This window comes from Aliifodinibius sp. S!AR15-10 (assembly GCF_031569985.1).
In the GTDB taxonomy this organism is placed as follows: domain Bacteria; phylum Bacteroidota; class Rhodothermia; order Balneolales; family Balneolaceae; genus JAMQKA01.
Genome location: NZ_JAMQKA010000037.1, coordinates 1 through 22201, shown reverse-complemented (window position 1 = coordinate 22201; position 22201 = coordinate 1). Strand labels below are relative to the sequence as shown.

At 47.5% G+C, this 22201-nt stretch carries 22 protein-coding genes and 1 pseudogene; 11 read left to right on the top strand and 12 right to left on the bottom strand.

Going from position 1 to position 22201, the window contains the following annotated elements; all coding sequences use genetic code 11:
* Positions 1–5 precede the first annotated feature (5 nt).
* Positions 6–1436 (bottom strand): PAS domain S-box protein, encoded by a 1431-nt coding sequence (locus NC796_RS19160; protein WP_310686775.1) that lies wholly within the window; start codon positions 1434–1436, stop codon positions 6–8.
* Positions 1437–1639: 203 nt separating this feature from the next.
* On the opposite strand from NC796_RS19160, the gene NC796_RS19155 reads away from it, so the two are divergent.
* The 7 genes from NC796_RS19155 to NC796_RS19125 all read left to right on the top strand — a co-directional run bounded on the left by NC796_RS19155 (position 1640) and on the right by NC796_RS19125 (position 7701).
* Complete coding sequence (locus tag NC796_RS19155) at positions 1640–2119, top strand: DUF892 family protein (protein ID WP_310686774.1); 480 nt, start codon at positions 1640–1642, stop codon at positions 2117–2119.
* 49 nt (positions 2120–2168) lie between these two features.
* On the top strand, positions 2169–2726 hold the full coding sequence (locus NC796_RS19150; RefSeq protein WP_310686771.1) for a DUF892 family protein: 558 nt from the start codon (positions 2169–2171) through the stop codon (positions 2724–2726).
* 129 nt (positions 2727–2855) lie between these two features.
* Entirely contained in the window at positions 2856–3719 is an 864-nt protein-coding gene (locus NC796_RS19145) for a universal stress protein (RefSeq protein WP_310686770.1), read from the top strand.
* Positions 3720–4021: 302 nt separating this feature from the next.
* Complete coding sequence (locus NC796_RS19140; RefSeq protein ID WP_310686768.1) at positions 4022–5323, top strand: right-handed parallel beta-helix repeat-containing protein; 1302 nt, start codon at positions 4022–4024, stop codon at positions 5321–5323.
* 321 nt (positions 5324–5644) lie between these two features.
* The gene (locus tag NC796_RS19135) at positions 5645–6316 is read left to right on the top strand and encodes a dienelactone hydrolase family protein (protein WP_310686767.1); all 672 of its coding nucleotides are present in this window, start codon (positions 5645–5647) and stop codon (positions 6314–6316) included.
* Between the two features lie 7 nt (positions 6317–6323).
* On the top strand, positions 6324–6812 hold the full coding sequence (locus tag NC796_RS19130) for a BCAM0308 family protein (protein WP_310686766.1): 489 nt from the start codon (positions 6324–6326) through the stop codon (positions 6810–6812).
* 4 nt (positions 6813–6816) lie between these two features.
* Positions 6817–7701, top strand: a complete 885-nt coding sequence (locus tag NC796_RS19125; RefSeq protein ID WP_310686765.1) for a universal stress protein — start codon at positions 6817–6819, stop codon at positions 7699–7701.
* Between the two features lie 412 nt (positions 7702–8113).
* Here NC796_RS19125 and NC796_RS19120 read toward each other — a convergent pair whose 3' ends face one another.
* Positions 8114–8314: a dodecin family protein gene (locus NC796_RS19120; RefSeq protein ID WP_310686764.1), complete on the bottom strand. Its 201-nt coding sequence runs from the start codon at positions 8312–8314 to the stop codon at positions 8114–8116.
* 234 nt (positions 8315–8548) lie between these two features.
* On the opposite strand from NC796_RS19120, the gene NC796_RS19115 reads away from it, so the two are divergent.
* A complete protein-coding gene (locus NC796_RS19115; protein ID WP_310686762.1) occupies positions 8549–8971 on the top strand; it encodes a DoxX family protein in 423 nt (140 codons plus the stop codon).
* A 442-nt stretch (positions 8972–9413) separates the two neighbouring features.
* Positions 9414–9665: a hypothetical protein gene (locus NC796_RS19110; RefSeq protein WP_310686761.1), complete on the top strand. Its 252-nt coding sequence runs from the start codon at positions 9414–9416 to the stop codon at positions 9663–9665.
* A 939-nt stretch (positions 9666–10604) separates the two neighbouring features.
* On the opposite strand, the gene NC796_RS19105 is transcribed toward NC796_RS19110, so the two are convergent.
* The 9 genes and pseudogenes from NC796_RS19105 to NC796_RS19065 form a co-directional block, all read right to left on the bottom strand.
* Positions 10605–11003, bottom strand: coding sequence for a DUF4469 domain-containing protein (locus NC796_RS19105; protein WP_310686760.1), 399 nt, complete (start codon positions 11001–11003; stop codon positions 10605–10607).
* Positions 11004–11237 (bottom strand): annotated as a pseudogene (locus NC796_RS26865) (DNA-binding domain-containing protein); the annotation flags it as partial. It lies immediately after the preceding gene.
* Between the two features lie 548 nt (positions 11238–11785).
* Complete coding sequence (locus tag NC796_RS19095) at positions 11786–15166, bottom strand: peptidase MA family metallohydrolase (protein WP_310686757.1); 3381 nt, start codon at positions 15164–15166, stop codon at positions 11786–11788.
* 124 nt (positions 15167–15290) lie between these two features.
* Positions 15291–15641 carry a hypothetical protein gene (locus tag NC796_RS19090; protein WP_310686755.1) on the bottom strand — a complete coding sequence of 117 codons (351 nt, stop codon included), beginning with the start codon at positions 15639–15641 and terminating at the stop codon, positions 15291–15293.
* Between the two features lie 18 nt (positions 15642–15659).
* Positions 15660–16229 (bottom strand): DUF2267 domain-containing protein, encoded by a 570-nt coding sequence (locus NC796_RS19085; RefSeq protein WP_310686754.1) that lies wholly within the window; start codon positions 16227–16229, stop codon positions 15660–15662.
* 135 nt (positions 16230–16364) lie between these two features.
* The gene (locus NC796_RS19080) at positions 16365–16862 is read right to left on the bottom strand and encodes a hypothetical protein (protein ID WP_310686753.1); all 498 of its coding nucleotides are present in this window, start codon (positions 16860–16862) and stop codon (positions 16365–16367) included.
* Positions 16863–16908: 46 nt separating this feature from the next.
* The gene (locus tag NC796_RS19075) at positions 16909–17352 is read right to left on the bottom strand and encodes a hypothetical protein (protein WP_310686752.1); all 444 of its coding nucleotides are present in this window, start codon (positions 17350–17352) and stop codon (positions 16909–16911) included.
* A gap of 43 nt (positions 17353–17395) precedes the next feature.
* Complete coding sequence (locus NC796_RS19070; protein ID WP_310686751.1) at positions 17396–18310, bottom strand: transporter; 915 nt, start codon at positions 18308–18310, stop codon at positions 17396–17398.
* A gap of 22 nt (positions 18311–18332) precedes the next feature.
* Positions 18333–18812: a hypothetical protein gene (locus NC796_RS19065; protein WP_310686750.1), complete on the bottom strand. Its 480-nt coding sequence runs from the start codon at positions 18810–18812 to the stop codon at positions 18333–18335.
* A gap of 251 nt (positions 18813–19063) precedes the next feature.
* Here NC796_RS19065 and NC796_RS19060 point away from each other — a divergent pair, with 251 nt between their 5' ends.
* Positions 19064–20116, top strand: a complete 1053-nt coding sequence (locus NC796_RS19060) for a 3-methyladenine DNA glycosylase (protein ID WP_310686748.1) — start codon at positions 19064–19066, stop codon at positions 20114–20116.
* Positions 20117–20218: 102 nt separating this feature from the next.
* Here NC796_RS19060 and NC796_RS19055 read toward each other — a convergent pair whose 3' ends face one another.
* Positions 20219–21427 (bottom strand): anhydro-N-acetylmuramic acid kinase, encoded by a 1209-nt coding sequence (locus NC796_RS19055; protein ID WP_310686746.1) that lies wholly within the window; start codon positions 21425–21427, stop codon positions 20219–20221.
* An 80-nt stretch (positions 21428–21507) separates the two neighbouring features.
* Here NC796_RS19055 and NC796_RS19050 point away from each other — a divergent pair, with 80 nt between their 5' ends.
* A complete protein-coding gene (locus NC796_RS19050; protein WP_310686745.1) occupies positions 21508–21759 on the top strand; it encodes a hypothetical protein in 252 nt (83 codons plus the stop codon).
* The last annotated feature ends 442 nt before the right edge of the window (positions 21760–22201 follow it).

The following is a 22201-nucleotide window of genomic DNA, read 5'->3' as shown; positions in this document are numbered from 1 at the left end:
GTCACCTATTTAATTTTAAAATGTTCAAATTCCTGTAGCGGTATTTTACAGTTCAGCATAGTCAGCCCATCCGAGGACTCTTTCATATCCAGGTATCCTCCCAGCATATGGGCACGGTAGTTCATTGTATTTACCCCAATACCTTTAAGTTTGTTCATGTTTTCAGGATTTGAAAACCCCACGCCATCATCAATTACGCTCAACTCAAGGTACCCGCCCGAAACACTCATTTTCACCGTAACCTCCGAGGCTTTACCGTGCTTCACCGCATTACTGATGGCCTCCTGCACAATACGATACAGGTGTAGCGTGGCCACCTTGTCATCAATTTCAAAGTCAGTTTCAAATTCTCTGCTACAATTTATATTGAAAAGTCGTTTGGCCCTCCGGCAAAGTTGTTCCAGGGCCACTTGCAACCCCTCTTCTTCAAGCTCCATATGTACCAGCCCGTGAGATAGTGAGCGTGCCTGCTCATCTGCTTCATGAATCATTTCGGCAATCTCCTGGACCTCATCGCCCCCGGGCAGTTCATTTGACTTGAGCTTATTCGCCAGGTTTTGAGTAATAAGCCCTATGCCGGTAAGCATCTGGCCGAGCCCGTCATGCAGTTCACGCCCTATTTTACGCCGTTCCTCCTCGCTAATCTGAAGAATTTCATTTTCCAGGCGCCGCCGTTCGCTGATATCCCTAACTATGCCGGTAAATACTTTTTCCCCATTAACATCAACTTCACTCACGGAAAGCTCCATGGGAAAAACATCGCCATTCTTGCGTTTACCACGCACTTCGCGACCGATACCGATAATTTTTCTTTCCCCGGTCTCCAGGTAGTTCTTCATGTATTGGTCGTGTTCCTCGAAATAAGGTGAGGGCATCAGCATTTTCACATTTTTATCAACCACCTCCTCACTGGAATACCCAAAAATTTCTTCTGCCGCCTTGTTGAACCCTTTGATTTTCGCCTTCTTGTTGATCGTGATGATCCCCTCAACCGCAGTGTCTAAAATCGCCTGCATACGGCGTTCCTGGTGAAGCAGTTCTTTTTTAACTTTGATAGCATCCGTAATGTCATTAGCCGTGCCCAAAATAATCTCTCGACCACTATCCAGGGTTAACATCCTTCGTTTAACATCGACCCATATCACTTTTCCATCCTTTCGCTTGCCCTGGAAGGTACCGTCGATCTGCTTTCCTTCTTTCAGGAATTGCAATTCCCTTCTAAACTTTTCTTCGCTTTGGTCGGGATAGATAGACCACACTTTCTGCCCCCTGATCTCCTCCGGGACGTATCCGAATATGCGCTCCCCGGCATCATTCCAAAAGATGATATTTCCTTCTAGATCGATGAGCTTGATAAGGCGCGGTACACTATCGAGGATTCTCCGAAAATCAATCTCCTCTAAAATGGATTGTAATGGGTCATTTTTTTTGTCCATTCGCTTTCAGGTCTGTTTGCCCCTCAATTTCATTATATTCAAAAAAGGAATTAGATACATCCGCAGGGCGAAGAAAAATTGATGTCCTATTTTCCCCCACAAAATATTCCTCTTTAGCCCTACTTTTACACTACCGGTTCCTCTCTTTTGTACTGCTGAAACCACTCTTACCATACCTACAAATACTTATAATGTCAAAAATTATGAAACAGGTTGAATCGACAAAAGATCTTTACCTTGAATATCTGAAAGATATTTACAGTGCTGAAGTGCATACCGTGGTAGCATTGCATTTCTTTGAACATTCTGCCTCTGAAGATAAACTAAAAAAGCTTATCCACAATCACACAGGAGAGACCCGGTTGCAAGTGCTGCGGATGGAAGAAGTTATTGACCAGTATGACGACGGGTTGAGCACGGAGCACTGCCGCAGCATGAAAACCATGATTGAAGAAGCAAAAGAACTTGTCAAACGATGCACGCCTGGAGGAATCAGGGACCTGGCAATTCTGGGTTCCATAAAGCGTATCAACCAGTGCAAAATAATGGTTTACCAGACGCTGATTGAAATGGGGTCACGCTGGGCATCGACAGATGAAACGGAACTTCTCGAGCTGAACCTGCGCGAAGAACGTGCCTTTTACGATTCGATAGATACCATGAGTAAACTCGTAACAGATTAACAGTGAGCTTCAGTAAGCTAACAGTATTTTCTAACTAAATGGAAAAGTCATGGGAAAAGACAAAGAAATTTTTGACCTGTATGATTTAATGCTGGAGCAACTCCGCGACCTTTATGACGGTGAGAGACAGCAATTAAAGGTATTGCCTGTATTCGATAAAAAGGCATTTTCTTTTGAACTGCGCGAGATCATTGAATGGCACCAGGTAGAGACCAAAAGACAGGTCCTGAGGCTGGACAGCATTTTCAGTACTCTCAAGGAACCATCCGAGGGAGAGGAATGCGATGGGATCAGGGGACTCATCAAAGAGGCGGAAAAACTACATATGCGTTGCAAGAACCCGGAAATTTGTGACGCCGCACTCATCACGGCTATACAGCATATCAACCACTATGAAATTGCCGGCTATGGCACCGCCATCGCGTACGCCAAAACGCTGGAACGGCACAATATTGCAGAGATGCTGCTGAAAAGCTTACGTGAAGAAAAACAGGCGGATTACGGGCTCAGTGACCTTGCCGAAGGACAGATTAATCCTGACGCGAGGTGGAGTTCTCTAATAAAAAAAATAGAGGCTACAGGGAAGGATAAGGGACGGCCGGTTTAGCCTGCGACTGCCCTGCAATATTTTCTCTTACACAAAAGGGGGTATTGCACTCTCAAACTTCGACGATCATTCTGCAGATTTTATACGTAAGAAAACTTCAATTGAGAATAACATACGTGGGGTTCGACCATGCTGACAGATATAAAAACAGTATTTTTACCAACCGATTTTTCAGAAAACGCAAACCAGGCACTTCCCTACGCGGCCGAATTAGCCCTTATAACAAATGCTACGCTCACCCTTATGTACTGCGTGGAGGAACCGTTCGATTTTGCGCCGATGGTGGCAGACAAGAAGGAAAAGATTGTTGAAAAAGTGACCGCCCGTTTTGAAAAACTGGTTGCTGACCTGAAAAAAAAGAAAAGGTTCAAAGATCTGAAGGTGGAAACAAAACTGCTCTCGGGGCACCCGGTGGTTAATATTGTGGAGGAGGGTAAAGCCGATAAAAAGGGAGTCATTGTGATGGGGACCAAAGGGGCTACCCAGTCACGGAACTTGATATTTGGCAGCTTTACCACCGAGACCATTCTGCAATCGAATATCCCGGTGCTGGCAGTCCCGGAAGGGAGCTCATTCAACAAGTTCAAGCAGATTGTATTTACCACTGATTTTCATGAATCTGACTTGGATATCCTCTCCGAAGTCGTAGAGTTGACGCAACTCTTCAACTCAAAAATTCGTGTGGTTCACATTGCCCGGAAAAAGAGTCTGGAAACGGAAATAAAATTCCGGGGCTTCCGGGAGCTTGTCAAAGAAAAACACCCTGATGCCAAGTTCACATTTGATCTCGCTTTTGAAGATGATTTCTTCACCGGTATTGCCGACTACCTGGATGACCATCCGGCCGATCTGCTGGTGATGGTTCGCTACAAGAAAACCTTCTGGGAATCACTTGTGTCACGCAGTTTTACCAAAGAGCTTGGCTTCTACAGTGAAGTACCCCTGTTGGTGCTCGTAGGTAATGAGATAAGAGAAACTGAAAAGGTAACTTGATCTACAGCCCGGTGCCTGAAAATATGAATGCTTTTAAAATCCTCCCACCCGGCAAGGGTAAAGTGGAAAAGTTAGGGAGTTACGCGAAGTGCTCTTTTGCATAAATTTATTGTAGGGCATTAAAAAAAACAACCACTTACACAGGGCGCTATCCTCGATTATAAAAGTAATCACTCCAGTCCATTACTATTGAATTGAATACTACATTGGTCACCCGGAAAAGTGGCAAATCATAATGTCCCCCCAAAGTGCCGGTGATGCTTTGGAGAACAAACAATACTATAAATTTGAGAGGTGATGTTATGAAGCCATTCTATTGCCAGTATGGACGAAACCTGGTATCTGTATCCTGCATATTAATTCTTGTTATAACTTTTCTGGGTTGTACTGAGAACCCGGCGTTAAATACCGAAAAAGAGCTATCGATAGAGGACCCAGCGGCTATTGAGTCTTCGATAAACAAGAAAATAGCCTCAGAGATAGCCAAAGCTGAAGCAAAAATCCAGGATTTCCAGGCGATCAACTCCGTGGGTTCCCAAACCTCAAAAGAAAAACGGCAGGTCATTGTAGTTTATCCCGGAGAATCGATCCAGTCGGCTGTTGATGAAGCCAACCCCGGGGCTTTGATATTGATAAAACCGGGCATCTATTCTGAAGCAGTAGAAATCAACAAGTCGGGACTTGCATTGATTGGATTAGGTGGGTTAAGTGGTGAAGAGGTTGTTATTCAAAATCCCGGGGATGAAGAGGATGGAGTCTTGGTAAGACCGGCAGGTGGTGCTGAAAGTGTAGACGGCTTCGCCATGTACAATATTACGGTGCGTGACTTCCTGGAAAATGGCGTATTTACGGTCCGCACGCACAACTATTTTATTGCTCACGTCACGACCATCAACAATGGTGAATACGGCATTTTCCCGGTACGATCCAATAATGGCGTCGTATTCAGGTCAAGTGCAGAGGGACATACCGACGCGGGTATTTATATCGGCCAATCTGAAAATGTGTGGATCCTGAACAACAGGTCCTACGCAAACGTGCTGGGGTTTGAAGTTGAAAACAGCTCCAATATTGTGACCGCCCATAATTACAGTGCCGATAATACGATCGGAATACTGGCAGTATTACTTCCGCCAAGTCAATTCATTACCGTGCTTGAATCTGACAATGTGCTGATTGCCCACAATGAGGTCGTCAACAACAACCGTGACAATTTTGCTGAGCCCGGAGAACTGGCCTCCTTCATTCCCAAGGGTATCGGACTGATGGTTATCGGCGTCGACAGGGCCCGGGTGATCCAGAACACTGTGAGGGATAACGACCTAATCGGGCTTGGCCTCGGCAGCACACTGCTGTTTGGAGCTCTTGCCGGCCTGCCTCCCGAAGCTTTTGAAGATATTGACCCGGACGCCGATAATGCAGAAATAAAACTGAATAGGGTACTTAATAACGGAACCAATCCGCCGCCGCTCCCCGCCCTGTTGACCGGAATTGAGAGCGATCTGTTTTGGGATGGAAGTGGCGACAACAACTGCTGGTGGAACAACGAGTTTGAAACGAGTGTACCTTCTCCACTGCCACTATGTTCATCACCTGGAATATGATATGATGCGGTGATATGTCTCGTGGGGCTCATCACTGCTAAACGTAATTTGAAGCGCTACTTGGAACCCATTCGCGCAAAGCAGCGCTTTGCGTTACCTATGATCCAAGATGTTTGATCGCGCCGTGGTATGGTTACTCATTACGCATTACTTGTCACGCATCACTCACCATTCCCAATTCATAATTCTTAATTTTTAATTCCCAATCCTCTGCTTTGCCATCTTTTTCCCGACACGAGCAAGGGAGCTACACCTACAGTGAAAAAGCCGGGAAATGGCCAATTTATAACAGGTCAATGCAAAATAAACAGATGAGTAACCATGTATGAGAAAAAAGTAAAACTGCCAGTTGATGGCTGGTTTGTCGAGGGAGATTTAGTATTACCGGTAAATGCGGGGAGCATTATCATTTTTTCAGGAGCTGTATGCCGATACGATCCCCAGGCCAACCAGTTGGCCCGCTACCTAAACGAAGCTGGATTTGGCACTTTGTTATTCAATTTGATGACCACCCGCGAAGTTGAGGGATTCAGGCGACAGGATATCGACTCTATCACCGAGCGCCTGCTGGCATTTACTCTGTGGATACACAGCCACTCGGAATACCGAAATCTTGAAATCGGGTATATGGGCTTAAACATCGGGGGAGCTGTGGCATTGCGTTCTGCGGGAGAGCTGGGAAAGGCTATCAAGGCAGTCGTCACCCAGGGAGCCCGTACGGACCTGGCCCTTGGCGCGTTGTCAGCAATGGAATCGCCCACCCTGCTTATTGTCGGAGAGCTCGATTTCCAGGGACTTACCCTCAATCAGAAAGCCTTCCAACAACTAAAGTGTAAAAAACAGTTGGTCGTTATTCCCGGCGGTTCTCATTCGCTGCCTGAACCCGGTAAACTGGAACAGGCCGGCAAAGACGCCACCACCTGGTTCAAAAAACATATGTCGGGTATTGATTCAGAGAAACCACTTCAATTTGACATCCCAAAAGGCAAGTAAAAGTACTATGAAAAAAAGCAGAGTATTCAAGCAAGAGCGTCATCAAATATTCAAAGAGAAACCCAAAGATCCCTACCGCAGCAATCAAAAACTACAAGAACCCACCGTTTGCAGTGAATGTGGGGCACTCTTTGCCAACGGTCGATGGTGTTGGCAAAGAGTGCCTGACAATAACGTAAACCAAACCTTGTGCCCGGCATGTCAGCGTATCACAGACAACTACCCGGCCGGTTTTATTGAGTTGGGCGGTGATTTCTTCCGTGAACATTATGATGAGATTATTAACCTGGTCAAAAACACAGGGGAACAGGAAGAGAATCAGCATCCGCTGGAACGGATCATCAAGATTACCAAACGGGATGGTAAAACGCTCATCACCACCACCGGCCTGCATATTGCACGCCGAATTGGGGATGCAATTTTTAACTCCTACCAGGGAAGCCTGGAATACAACTATGCTGCAAAACATCTCATCCGGGTCAATTGGCAGAGGTAGAAGTATGGCACAACATTTATCCGCTCAACAATTACAAATATCGGGGGCTGCTATGGATATCAAACATATTCTTTTTCCCACAGACTTTTCTGAAAACGCCGAAAATGCGCTGCCGTTTGTCCTGGAGGTGGCCAAGCGAACCGGGGCTAAAATCACGCTGCTGCACGTCATTGAGACGCCCTCATACGTCACACATGATGCAGATAGCTTACCGAAAACACATTCTCAAAAAGCCAAAAACATGTTGGCAGATGTGGCAGAACGCATTGGCAGCGATGACCAACATACTGAGCTCCAAATCGAAACAATGCTGCACAACGGCACGGTAGTGACAGAGATACTGGATGCCAGCAAAGAGACCGACATCGACCTGGTGGTGATGGGAACGAAAGGCAAAACCCAGATGGACCGTATTCTGTTTGGAAGCATCGCAGCTCATGTCATCCTGGGTTCGCAGGTGCCGGTGCTGGCTGTCCCGGAGAACTGCCATACGCTCACCTTCGACCCGATCACTTTTGCCACCGATTACCGCGCCGGGGACTGGCAGGCACTCAAGCACACCATCGGATGGGCCAGGATGTTCAATTCCGACCTGAATGTACTTCATGTCTCTGCAGCACGCGACCTACAAACGGATATTAAGTTCCGGGGCTTCCGGGATCTGGTGCAGGAAAAAGTAAACAACCATCCCATCCAGTTTGACCTGGTGATACAAAAGCAATTTCTCTCTGGTGTTGCCGACTACCTGACCGAACACCCGGTGGGCATGCTGGTGCTGGTCCGCTATAAAAAGAACAGGATAGAAGCCCTCCTACAGAAGAATCACACCAAGGAGCTGAGTTATTATTCAAAGGTGCCGCTGCTAGTTCTTCCCGGGGAGTTAGATTAAATAATCTCGTACCGATGCTACTACTTTTTGCTAACAGAATGTTGGGAGTGCAACTTCCTCCCAACATTTTGCATGGTGCAGCAACCCAATAATGAGTTTGTTGTTCATCTCCTATCGCCTGGCATTGAAAATACCAGGCTAGAAACTCTGCGTGTGTTTACACACACGAAAGTGTATAGACGTATTTCAATGCGGGGCGGTGGCGTCTCCAGGCCTTGCCCTTTTCCGAGGAAGATCTCTCCCTTCGCAGGCTGCGGTCGAGATGACAGTTCTGGGATAAGGGCTTTGTAAAATAGAGAATGGACTGCAATCTACAATCAAGCCCCCTTCACCCCATCGTCATTTCGACCGAGAGGGAGAAATCTTTCCCGATAAGGCCCCTCGGTTTCAATTGTTACTTTCCCGCTACCCACTACTCATCGAGCACAAAGGTGACCTTTGCATTCACGCGGTAGCGCACCACCTTGTTGTCTTCCACAATGCCCTGGGTCTCCTGCAGATATACGTTTTTGATTGAGTGGACGGTTTTCGCGGCTTGTGTTACGGCATTCTCCAACGCCTCTTCCACACTGTTCCCTTCAGCCAGCACTTCAATAACCTTTGCCAGTGACATAGTTCCCTCCATTTTGATAGTGAATATTACATCGATTGCTTAAAAATAACCAGCAACAGAGATTGGCTTTGAAGGTGCACCCCTACTCCTTCCGTAGGTCATTCCCCGTTATTACAAGTAGACCCGCCCACCCTGGCTTCTCAGGACCAGATTTTTTTATGGCTTGGGGAGGTAAGATATCGCCGTTTAAATTCATCCAATAGGTACACACTGAGTAACAAATGGAGAGTGATTATGGATCAACTAAATAAATTATCCGGTATCGCGCACTGGCTTCCCAGGCTTTCCCTGGCTTCCATCTTCATTTATCACGGTCTTCCCAAGATAACCATGACCGGGGATGTCGCTGCCATGATGGGCATGCCGTTCATTATGGTGCTATTGCTGGGTATCGTAGAAGTAGGCAGCTCCCTGTTGATGCTTTGGGGTGGAGTGGGGCCGGAATGGGCCACCCGAATCGCAGGACTATTATTTACTGCAGTAATGATCGGGGCTATTGTGCTTGTGCACGCCCAGTACGGCTGGAACTCCATCAATATGGGAAATAACGGGGGACGAGGCATGGAATTCCAGGTATTGATTATCGCTGTCTCCCTGCTCTACGCGTTTAAAGGAAATGCTTTGAATCAAAAAGTTGAGGTTAGCCAAGCCTCATGACCTCCAATCGACTCCAATAAAGAGGGGAAGGCTGGAAATGCTTTCCTCTCTATTATTCCCTTGTAGTAAATAGTCTGAGTTCGAGATAAAAACTGTCATTGCGAGGGATTCGGCGACCATCGGGATCCCGACAGTGGTCGGAGGCAATCTCCTAATAGGTTAAACAAAAACCGGGCAGGGAGATCGCCACGTCGAGCTCAAGATGGAGTCGGCTACTATCAAAGACGCCTCCTCGCGATGACAGCTACAATTTTTGTGATCCTATCTCGAACTGACGTTAAATAAGAATCCAATAGGTATTTATCGATCTGCGATATCTGCGTAATCAACGGGCGACAATATACTTCTCCTTTTCCCTACATATGGAGTCTGACTTTATCCTACCTCAAATTTTAAAAAACCAGCTATTTTTGGGTAAGGTTCGTCTAAATAGTGAGTAGACATGAAAAGAAAATACAAGCATATAAAAATAGAACTGGAGACGCCCACCCTTTCAGCCAGAGATCTGCAGGATCTGCAGCGGTGGGAAGATGAAGGCGGCCATCTTACCGAGTATCCCGATCTACTGGCTTCAATCTCATCCGGCCTGCCACTTCACAAGAAGGAGATTTTTGAGGTTGTCGAGAGCGACCTCGTCATAGAAAATGGCAAGCTCTACCTGCAGGCGGATCTCAATATTCTGTCTCATCACTGATAATACTTGTCCCAAACGAAATGCCTTTTCCACGGCTTCCTAAAAGAGTACTCAGATCATATCCCATCTCGTGGTCCAATTCAAAACTGTGCCCTTCTCTGGAAAGATTTCTCTCTGCGCAAGCTACGTTCGAAATGACGATAAGGGGAAGGGGCTTAGGTGGTGTTTTGCTACCCACCCTCTAGCATGTATGGGCACGGTGTACCGTGCCTCAACCCCCGGGGGATGGCAAGCAATAGCCAGGTAATGCAACACTTTACGAATCTTGCAGGCCTTGGCGGTACGCGGTCATCTCCTGGGAAGGGGGCAAACGAGGCGCCAACGTGGAGATCGCCGCGTCGCAACATCCGCTCCTCGCGATGACATATTAAAAGTCATTTGCCCTTTCTATTGTCATTGTGATCCCTTCGTTTTTTGCAGGGGGGGGGGCGGCAATCCCCCATACAGGAACAACACCATCGCAGCCCGGGACGAGAGGTATGGAGTGAACAAAGGTTAACCGCAGCATGTACGGGCACGGTGCACCGTGCCCCAACACGCCGGGGGGGTAAGCAATTGTCACAGGTAATGACATATAAACAAAGTCTGTCTTAACGAGCCCCGTCGGCAGTGCGGGTCTCCTGGGAAGGGCGCAAACGCTCCCCCATGAAACAACGGAAAGTGAATCCCCTTCTACTTTCCCATGCCTACATACTCCCCTTACTGCTCCTTCCTTCGGTACCGTTAACTATAGCCTCTCTGCACAGACTACTCCGTGAACCTGATATTGCAATATCAGCCCGTGTGATATTAGTATATCGTGCTCCGTGATATTAGTATATCGGACTGCATGATATTACAATATCGTACCGCATGATATGGTAATATCGCACACCATGATATACCAATATCATACACGTTGGAGTTATAAGGGTGGGGAGGCGGAGCAGTATATTCCGATCAGGAGACCTTTAAAGGACCAATGCGACCATAGCGAATGCTCGAGTTATAGCGTATGATGGCACGCACTTCCAGCTCATACTCTCCGGCGGGCAGCTCGTCCGGCAATGCCACCATGAGCCTGCTCGGCTTGTTTTGCATGAACGGGCCGGCCTTCATTTCATTTCCGCCTTTTGGAATCAGGAATACCCCCTGCTCCTCATCCCCGGGGTCATGTTTTAAGAGGGAGCCATAGATCTCAACGACCCCACCTGGTGTCAGCTTCCTGTTTGTTGTACCCGATTCATAGTCTTTGACGTGTACTATGCGTGGTCGTCGTTGTCTGCGGGTCACCTTTCGGCTGGAAATATTATCGGCGACCTCCTGTAATCTTGACCCCGGGCTAATATTAAGGTTCATCTTGTGGCGTTCGGAATCAAAATAATCGTTGGTGCTCTCAAAGACACCCGAAATGGAGGTCGAAACCTGCATAATCGAAGTATTAATGCTGTCCCCATCGGCAACAAATTTGGCGATGATTTTCTCGTATCCCTCAACGACGGCCAGGATATCTTCCTTGGTAATGCTGTGACCGCCCTGGGCGATCTCCTCGACAATATCCTCCGTGGTGCGACTTTCCTGCCCTTTGACGATAGCGCGGTAATCATCATTCTCTGTCAGCGGGTTGGGATGCAGTGCATATTTGATAGGAATGATTCCTCTCTGGTTTTGTTACGGTTGTGTTTAATAGGTTCTGCTACCTAGTAGACCGCTGAGAAAGGAAATCCTTACAAAAAAATTTATTTCAATAGGAGATCGCCGCGTCGCGGGAAACCACCGCTCCTCGCGATGACATTAAACAAAGGCATACAACCCAGAAGCTGTCATTGCGAGCCCTGCGTTTTTTGCCGGGCGCGGCAATCCCCCACACGGGAACAACGCCGTCGCAGCTCGGGGCTAAAGTGTATGGAGTGAACAAAGGTCAACCGCAGCATGTACGGGCACGGTGCACCGTGCCCCAACACAGCCTGTCTTAACGAACCCTGCGCGCCTTGGCTGGGCTCCTCGGAAGGGCGGCAAACTGAGACCCCGACGTGGAGATCGCCGCGTCGCGGTACAAAACACCGCTCCTCGCGATGATAATATCAGGGCTAAAACTAATCCATCGGGTGACAAAACCAGTCACCCGGAGCAAATAACTATTAAAAATCGATACCGATTGAGAAATAGTGGATCGGTTTATTGGCAAATCCATCCCGGTAATAGGGCCAGCCTACATCCCATCGGAAAGGCAAGCCCAGCAGGATCGTTCGCAGGCCAAACCCCGCACCAATGAGCACATCACCCTCCAGGGCATTAAACGTGGTCGACCCCGCCGGCGGCGTACCTGTCCCTATTTCACCGGAGGATGTCAAATAGTACTCTACTTCTCTGCTCACCTTGAAGTCAAGATCTGCATCGTTAAGAATGGCACTCCGGGTATTGCCGGTGGGACCAAAGAATTCAATCGGTACATCTTTGCCCCAGGCCATGCCCGCATCTACAAAAGCAACGCCTGTCATATTATAAAGAGGTAAAAACGGGATCGGGCCTGGTAATATCGCTGCAAACAGCGGGAACCTGAACTCTGCATTTATCAGTGAAAACTTGTCGCCGTAAATGGCGTTGTATTCATGTCCACGCAGCGGAAGGGCCGGTAGCGTCAAGAAGGTTTCGGCAAGTTTGTCAAGTGGAATAGAATTGCCGGACCACCGCTGGTTGATCCATCCCAGCATACCACCCATAAAATAGGTTTGGGAGTCTCGCCCTATAGAAGCCGCACCGGAACCGCGCGCAGCAAATGTATAGCCATACCCGAGGTTAACATACTTGCGATAGTCTCCCATCAACGAAACAAACTCCAGGTTTTCGCCTATCACGGGTGGACTCCCGGATAGACTCAGCGCATACCGGTGACCGCCCCTTGGAGTAATAAAACCGGGTAGTGTTTTATCTACCGTATAGGTTGTTTGAGGATAGATAAACGTAGATTCCTGGTTGTCAGAGAAACTGAATCCTGCAATGGAGTAATCCTGGGCAATGTTGAGGGCCGACAGGCTGAAGTCCAGCCTCCTGAACTTATCGATCGGGTATTGTGCCGAAATAGCCCCGCCCGAGGACCGGAATCGATACAACTGTCCACTAAAAGTCTGGTAGTTGGCGGAAGAGTGGAAATAACTTATCTGAAAGTCAGTCCTCTTCTTCAAGTAACCATAGGCAAGAAAATAGTCGCTGTTGCGAAGATCGAATACCAGGTTGCTTCCAAATATGATCTGGTGATCGCCCAGCAAGTCGCTGAATACAACCTGGACAAGCCCATAGGTTCCGTAATAGGTGGAAAAGCTTCCCCCCGCATAGGTGTAGTCGGTAGTGAATCTCAGCCGGTACGATTTGGGTTGATAGCGACCGTCCTCGGTAATACTGTTTGTGGGAGCAAATCGCTGTGCATCCAGGTATTCATTGGCAAAAACGGAGTCTTCCACAACCTCAGAGGCGAAAACATAATTTCGAAAATCGATGGAATCACCCGAGTCCCCGGTTGTATCGGGTTCAGCTTCCATCGCTTGCTGAACCGACTTTCCATTTTCTGCAGCCAGCAACCCAGGATCTGTGTCTGGCGTTTGGGCGACCGGCTCAGGTTCTGGCTCCGGTTTTACAGAGGCCCGGGCAAACATCTGTCGTACATAGAGTGTGGCCGGCACCCGTTGGATTTCAGATTCTTTTTGACGGCGCAGTGCCCATTCATTTGGTTTCAGCTCTTTGTCTGACAGCCGTTCGAATGGCGAGGTAATCAGGAAAATATCGAGCGACCCTTCATCAATGGCGTTTACTGCAAGCCGGCTGCCATCGGCGCTGATAGAGATCTGCATGACGCCCGACTGCAAGTTTGTTAACGGAGCGGTGGTCCGTGTATTAAGATCCAGCTGGTAGATATTGGGGATCCCGTTTTGATCTGATATAAATATCAGGCGGCCATCCCTGGTGGTTGCCGGTTGGCGTTCCGACCACTGTGGCGTTTTGGTCAGCCGCACTGCCCGCGACGTGCCCAGCTCCACCCTGTAGATATCAGTGGAATAAAGATCATCATTAAGCAGCAGCCGGTAGTTTCCCTTGACACTGTTAAGATCCACTTTGTCACCCCGTTGCGAAGCAAAATAGATTGCCCTGGAATCCGCACTCCACACCGGCTCAAAGTCAGATATCACGTCATTTGTAATATTCATGAATTCCTGGGTTTCCAGGTCATAGACAAAGATATCCTGGCTGGAACCGATATTGCCGTCAAATGCTATTTTCTTTCCATCTGGCGACCATGCCACCGAACCGATCGCATCGAGGCTTGGGAATTTAATCTTCTGTATTTTCCCCGTTTCATAGTCCACAATCGCCAGGTCATCCGAACCTTTTGATTTAGCTGAAAGCGTAAGCTTGCTGCCATCGGGCGACCAGTCTAGGTTGGGATTCAGGATATTCAGCTCCTCAAAATTGATGTTGTCGGTCCCCTTGATTAAGGTCTTCAGCTTTTGGCCCGTTATGGCACTGACTACCACCACGTCAAAATAACCGCGGTCGTTGGTAATCATGGCAATTTTATCGCCCTGTGGAGCGATGGCCGGGCTGGTGTTGTAGGTACTGTTCTTTGTCCAGTCTGTTATGTGTGTGGCAAAGTTCCGGATATTTTCGCGTTCTGCTACTTCCGGAAGGTATCGCTTGCGATAAAAATCTTTCCAGCGATCCGACAACTGTTCCACATTAAGTCCCAATGCCTGCTCAAACGCAACCGCGATATTCCGGCGGGTTTTAATAATCTGGAGAATTTCACCAATTTTATTTCGGCCATATTCCTCGACAATAAAGTTCCACAGCGATTGTCCACCCCGGTAGGCGAAGTAGCCGCCCAGGTTGGTTAAGTCAGGCAGGTAATCGTGGATTATGGCATCCCGGATCCACATATCGGTATTTGTATCCCACCCATTGGATACATATTCTGCCAGCCCCTCATCAAACCAGTTCGGGAAGATCAGCTGCACATTGTTGCTGATGATGGATTGAATGCTGCCACCGTAGAACATATCATTGAAGACGGCATGCATCAACTCGTGTTGCAGGGTGCTACGGAACTCCGCGTAATTGCCACTGAAAGGCATGGTAATACGGTTTTTAAAGAGGTCCGTTACCCCGCCGATTCCTTCTGATTCCGTGGGTAGTGCTACCACATTGGTCTGAGAAAAATCGTTATGAGAATCATAGATTATTACCCTGATACGGTTTGATATTTCGTGATCAAAATCCTCATTGAGCTGCTTTAGCGAAGATTCCAGGGTGCGGACGGTAAAATCAGCCAGCTCGTAGTTCAATGACCCGTAATAGTGTACATCAAAGTGATCGGATTGAATATATTTCCAATCGAAGTTGTTATACTGCACCCGGTTTTTACCAAAATTAAAATACTGGGCAACACTGACCTGCGTGATGGCCACAGATAGAATGATTGCCCATAGAAGCCGTCTCAAAAGCCAGAAACGACATAGATTTTTTTTCATTAATTTCTCTCCAACTAGCTAGCGATATTTAAACAACAACAATAAACCCTGCCGGGATTAAAGCACTAAACGGCCCAGAGATTCACCCCGAGCCGTTTATGTAAATCTTACCCGCTTACACGGGTCACTTTTTCAACTCTTTCCTGATCGCGCTGAAACCTCTTCGCAGATCTTTCCAGAGGTTCTCTGCGTCTTTCCTGGCCTCTTTGAACGCCTCTTCACTTGCCTCCTCCAGCCGGTGCAGTTTATCTCTCAGCTGGTTTCTCTTGATTTTGAGCAGATCGATATTTTCAGAGAATTTGCTCTTTATCTTTTCTATCTGTTTCTCACTCTTCTCCTCCAGTTCTTCCAGCTCTTTGTCCCACTTTTTAAGTTGTTTGGTCAGCTTGTCTATATACTCTTCACGTTTCGATTTCCTGCTGTTTTGCTTGACGACACTGGTAGTCTCTTTTTCTTTTTTGGGTGTTGGTGCCATGATAGTCCTCTTATTTTTTTAAACAGTGTATTTTTCCAGGCTTTTGTCCCACAATTGACGAATGTCTTTAGGCAACGTAGCATAGATATCGTTTATTTCGCCTTCGCTCACGTGATCTTGCAAAACCAGAAGAACGGCCTTAAACGCCGATTCCGGTTTTAAGGTCACGCCCGGTCCCATAGAAATCTCAATACGATCTATAAGGTCGGTAAGGTGAAACTTTTCCGGTTTGTTATTCAAGTTGTATCCTTCCAAAAAGAGCCCGCGGAGCAGCATGGGCAGCTGTGCCGAAAGCTGAAAAACTTCCTCCGGAGTAATGCGATCCCGGATGGCATGCAGCACTCCCCGAAGGGCACTCCAGGCCCAGTCGCGGCGATCTGCGGTTTTGAGATATACTGCGACTTCATCAATCCAGCGATCTGCTTCTTCAGTATACTTTTCCAGGCTTACATCTTTTTTCTTACTCATTGACGTCTGTTTTTTAGGCTTTCGTTCTTTACTGCTTCCACGAACTTTTGAATGCTTAGATTTGCGTTTTTCAGCTGGAAGTTTTTCAAACCAGTGAAGTTCTTTTTGTTGCTTATCCATAATGGCCTCCTTTCCGGTTACCTTATGGACCTCATTTGTGGATTTCGTTTGTTATAGATATCAATAATTACACTGGCAGAGTTACAGGTATTCCCAAACTTTTTTGAAGGAGCTTCCACTACATGGAAACAGTCATTACTCTTCCAGTTGCAGTAAAGCATCCGGGCCGTCCGTGGCTTCTCCTGTTGATGAAGCGTTAATTTCTTCGGCATGTCGAATTTGACCGCCCAGGTACCCTGTATACGATAACGAAGCAAGCGTAATCAACCCCAACAACAACAGTGACCAGAACAGGCCCCGGGTACCCCTGGCGCCAATATTCAGCATCACCAATCCCGCTACGCCACCGATTCCCAACATGATGGTCAACCATTTTGATATATCTGCCGAATCCTCGTGCGCTTCAATGTCATCATGCGATATGACAGCAATTTCCTCAACAATGTCCTCAGCCTCCTCACCTGATTGCACCACGGCCAATACGGAAACACCGGCAAGGATAAAACCAACCATAGCCAACTTTTTAATTGCGTTATTTTTGCTGTATATCCCCCACAGCAGAATGGCCATAGCAAATATGGTGGCCCAGATGGGCATATGGTTGAGCAGTAAGTGATAGTGTGCAGCATTCATAGCGTCTCCTCCTTAAAAATATAATTTAGATTTCGGTTGCCTGAGATTAATTGTTCATCGTGCGGCTTTTTCGCCATCCTCGCCAGGCCGGGTAACCATTCTTGTCCCTGAGCTGCAGTGTCATTTCACCTCGTACAACAATGGAAGCAACAAGCGCCGGGACCTTATTAAATGTTACGCGAGAGCCTGTAACCGTTACGCGATCTCCCTTTTCAAACGGCTGCTGTTTTTCGATATACCAAACTGGTCCCAGGTGAACCGGGATAGTTTCTTTATCGGTTTTTACCATAATATGAACGCCCGCCATATTGGTGCTTTTTTTAACATACACTACATCAGTAACCTCCCCACTGACAGTCTCGACTGTACCGGGACCAAAGGGTCTCATGTAGTTCTGCATCTTCCCCATTCCGCGCTGTGCCCAAAGCGGGGTACTAGCCATCATTCCTGCCAGCACCAATACGATAAGTGAGGTTATATATCTTTTCATAATACTCTCCGTTTTATTCTTTTTAGTTAAGGATTCAAGATTTTCAGATTTTAATGCTCCATCCCAATCCAAATGCCTGATCGGCGGAGGACTCACTCAATCCCACAGAACATGAACTATTAAGTGATACCCGGTCGGAGACAAAATAACCGACACCAAACCCGAGGGTCATCGGGGGATCGTAATCCTCAATGATTTCGGTGTAGCCGCTGAAGGTTGTATTGACCATCCAGCCGCTGCCAAAAGATCTGCTCAACCCCAGGCTGTAGGTGAATGGATTTTTGAGCTCCAGGTCGGGCATGTTCCCAAACCACCACTTCATCAGGTCTATAAACAGGAAGTAGTTACTGACCCGTTGTAGACCCGAAACGCCGACGCCGAAATCCCACTCACCGGTGCCAAATCCACTACTGGGATTGGCAAACGGGATCTTGAGACCCGAATTCAGTTGTACAGAAGTCATCCCCGAGCTGGAATTATAAAGTTTTAGGTTTGCGTAAATACTCGGATCACCGAAACTGGACTCGGTGTATGAACTTGTATCCGGAATCGGAACTGCATTCCCGCCCTTCCCCTGGGTTTGGGTAACAGCATCTACACCATCGGCCTTGCTTTTCATATTCCCTTGCATGCCTTTTCCGCCCCGGCCTGGCCTGTTCCCCGTTGAATCTCTCAAAGCCTGATGCTGCGGTCCCCCGGTGGGTATGAAACCGGCTCCTCCATAGGATATCCACGGGGAATTTTGCAAAATGAAGGGGATGGAAAATGCAATTCCTCCTCTCTCACCTGACCAACTCAACCCATTGGAAAGTAAAAAACTTCCTGTGGTTTCTTCAAAAAAATAGGAGCCGGTGGCATACTGCATCGATCCTGAATACGAGATCTGTTGACCTATTGCCGTGCCGGCTCCCAGAATCATCGCAAGTAACACCTCAAGGATGAATAGTTTCTTTCTCATCTTTTCATACACTCTTGGATGATCAGTTTTGCGCCGTGCCTTTAGCTGCTTGCTCTTGTAGTCGCTTTGTCATTCTCTCCATTGAGTTTACAGCTTCATCCATCTGGCTGGTCATGTCCTGCAGGTGTTGACGCAGACGGTCCATATCCTGCTTCATCTCCTTGTTCTGCATCATAACTTTGTCTTGTTGCATGAGATTACACCGCTCGGCTGCATTTTTCATATTGCCCAGCATAAGGTGCAGCTGTTCGCCCATTCGGTTCATCATCTGGTACTGGTTACGCATCTGCTCGTTTTGCGTCTGCTCCATACGACGATTCATCTCTTGAGACAACGTCTGGGTACGCTCCATCATCTGATTCATGTGCTGCATCATCTGTTGCATATTCTGCATCTGATTCATCTGCTGTTGCATCTGTTGATGCTCTTTCTGTTGGGCAAAACCTAGGGTTGTACCTAATAGTAAAAGCAGCGTCAACATAATACTTGCTTTGTTTAACATGTCTCTTCCTCACTATTATTTGAATATTCTTACTGCTCTAAAATCAACCTTCTGAATCATCAATAAAGAGCGGGAATGACTGTGAAGGACGTAGTTTAAGTTCATCTCGGGCTGTAGGGTTAACTATTACAAGAACCTACTGTTTAATTTTAGCCGGAATACTGAGGAGTTAGCCGTGCTCCTACAATCTTCGCCCTTTCGGTGAAAGATCTCTTCCTGCGCAAGCTCCGGTCGAGATGACAGATTCAGCAATGGAATTTGATACGGGTTGGAGGGCTATTATTGAAAGCAGAGCCCATTCCTGTAATCGTCATTTCGACCGAGGGGGAGAAATCTTCCTTGATAAGGACAAAAGTTACGCTTTAAATATCCCCCCGAAATGTGATATCTTTGATGCCATGTCAAAAACAGCAATCCATATCGACCCTACATTTATCCGGAAAAAAATATCACCGGCCGACTGGAGATCACAGGCCGAACAACACGAGGAGCGAATCTCTGAACTGATTGATGATTACCTGGTACGGCGGCAGCAACAGGAAAAAGACCCGGTGATCGACTTCCTGTTTGAATATTACACATTCCGCCCCTCCCACCTGAAACGCTGGTCACCGGGGTTTGGACGATTACTGGTAGGCGAAGATTTTGAACAGCTTGAAATCAGCGAGCTTGAAGTTACCCGGGATGGGGCATTTCTCAATCCCGACCTGTTCCCCGAGAATCGGAAAAGCGCGGTGCAATGGATATTGACCGTACTCCAGAACTCCGCTGGCAACAAACCTTCCTTTGGCTGCTTTGGCATGCATGAGTGGGCGATGGTCTACAAGGCAGATCGTATCCGGCACGACCAGGTGCCCCTGCGTATGTCGGAAGAAGAGCTGGCCGAGTTCGTGGAATCGCGCCCCTTGGTTTGCACCCATTTTGATGCTTTCCGCTTTTTCACAGATGAGGCCCAACCGATGAACAAACATGAACCGGCCCGCGACAACTTCCAGGAGATGGAGCAGCCGGGGTGCATACATACCAACATGGATCTCTATAAGTGGGCGTTTAAAATGTACCCCTGGATCGGGAGTGATCTTATTAGGGAAGCGTTTGAGCTGGCCATGGAAGCGCGATTTATCGACATGAAAGCCAGTCCCTATGACCTGAGAGAGCGCGGCCTCGAACCGATAAAGATAGAGACAGAAGAAGGGCGCCTGGAATACGTTAAAAAACAGCAAGCGATCTTTGAGAAGGGACAGCCGGTACGGGATAAGCTTATCAAAGAATACCAGCAGTTATCTGATTATTTCGACTGTTAAATGAACGGTTGCAGGTTATAGGTTGAAAGTTGAAGGTTGGTTACCAGCAACCTTCATCCTCAATAACTTTTAACTTGTGACCTTCAACTTGCAACTTCTTCCTTACACCGGGAAAGAGATCTTCCCGAAATTCACGCGCCGCGACACCCCGCGTTTTGGATTGATCAAAAAACCGTCACCAGCCAGCATCTCGTTGGCCAACACTGCAAAACTTGCGGCCTCCTTTGCATCGGGGTTGTAGCCGATCACCTCAAAGCTTTCCACCTGCATATTCTCCAGCAGGTTTCGCAGCCACTTCATCATGGTGTCGTTGTGCATCCCTCCCCCGCTGAGGTAGACCACCGGCGGTAGTTCCTCTTCCAGCTTGTTCGCCACAGATCGAATGGCATCGGCAATGCTCTCTGCAGAGAGCCAGGTTACCGTGGCTACCAGGTCTTGGGGGTCAATATCTACCACACTCGCTGCTTTTTTCTTCTTCTCAATCCAGTCCAGGTTAAAAAGCTCTGGGCCTGTCGTTTTAGGGAACGGCTTCTTGAAATAGGAGTCGCGCTTCATCTCAGCCAGCAGCTCCGTCTTTACCTTTCCCGCCTCGGCAATCTCTCCGTCCCGGTCATAATCCTTATTAAAATGCTTCTGCACGATTGCATTTATCATCGTATTTCCCGGGCCGCTGTCGGTGGTCACATACTCCGCTTCCGACTGCTCGGCGGGAAGAAAAGAAAAATTAGCAATGCCCCCGATATTCAGCAGAAACCGGTTTTCTGTGGGGTGGGAATACAGCTGCCTGTCAACTATAGAGGCCAGCGGGGCCCCTTCTCCCCCGGCAGCGGTATGTTTCTGGCGAAAATCACTCAGCGTCAAGATGCCGGTCTTCCGGGCGATATGATCCCCGTCGCCAACCTGGAGAGTGGCATTGGGCATCCCTTTCTGCTTGTGCTTTACAAAGGGGGCGTGATAAATGGTCTGCCCGTGGCTTGCTATCGCATCAATTGCTTCGGGCTCAATCTGCCAATCGCCCAGTGTTTCCAGCACCAAGTCGGCATGCAGGTTGGCCAGCCAGCTGTTGGCCAGGCACACTTCCTGCAGAGAGACTGTTTCCCTCGATACGATGGGACCCAATCTCTTGACAATGCTCTCCGAATAAGTGCACGTTTTAAATTCCAACAAGTCGAGCTCTGTCTCCCCACCTGCCCCTTTCACCTCACAAAGTGCAATGTCCAGACCGTCGAGCGAAGTACCGGACATCAATCCTATAATTTTTCTGTTTGATTTGGAGCCAATTTGTGAAAGGCGCTGAATCGACTGGTTCATAATTAAATTGCGTATTTGACTGTTCACGCCGTATGTTTGGGCGAAAGATGAGTAGCAATTATCCAATACGCAACATTATTATGGCTGAATTCGACGAATCTGATTACGAGGCATACGAACAGGACCTGGAACTCCTGGTCGACACGTTGAGAAAATGTTTCAATGCCGGAGAAGCCCGTTATTACGTAGCGGGACATCAGAATACTCTTTTCATTGAAATTGAGGGTCTTGATGCCCTAAACCCTGAAGAAATATCCGAGGTAGCAGAGCCGGTATTGGATGAGTTGGATATGGATTTTGATGAGATTTCGTTGTTACCGCTTAAGAATTAATAAATGGCCTCTCCCCTCATTTTATAGGGATCTTTCATTTTTCGATAAAGAAAAAACGACAAAAGACGGACCGTCAAACTTTACCCCACAAATTCGAAAAGAATAACTGGGATTCATCATCATTTGTGGTGTCCATTTTTTTAGCGACAAAAAAATAGGCGCTTTGACTGGAAAATGGTTCTAACATTTAGCTCGTAGTTTTTATCGTCAGGTAGTTGTTTTTTAGTGACAAAAAAGTAACAGCTGGATTGGAATAAGAGGTCTAATTATCAGATAGGAGTCTTATTTCCGTTGTAGTGTTCATTTTTTGTACGGCCAAAAAACGAACCTTTAGATTCCCGTTAGTAAAACGTTCTATATTGAAGGGACAAGTAACAGACTGGAGCTGTCGGGGTGACCTAGAAAACGAACCAGCTTAAAGAGCTATTTTTGGTATACGTCC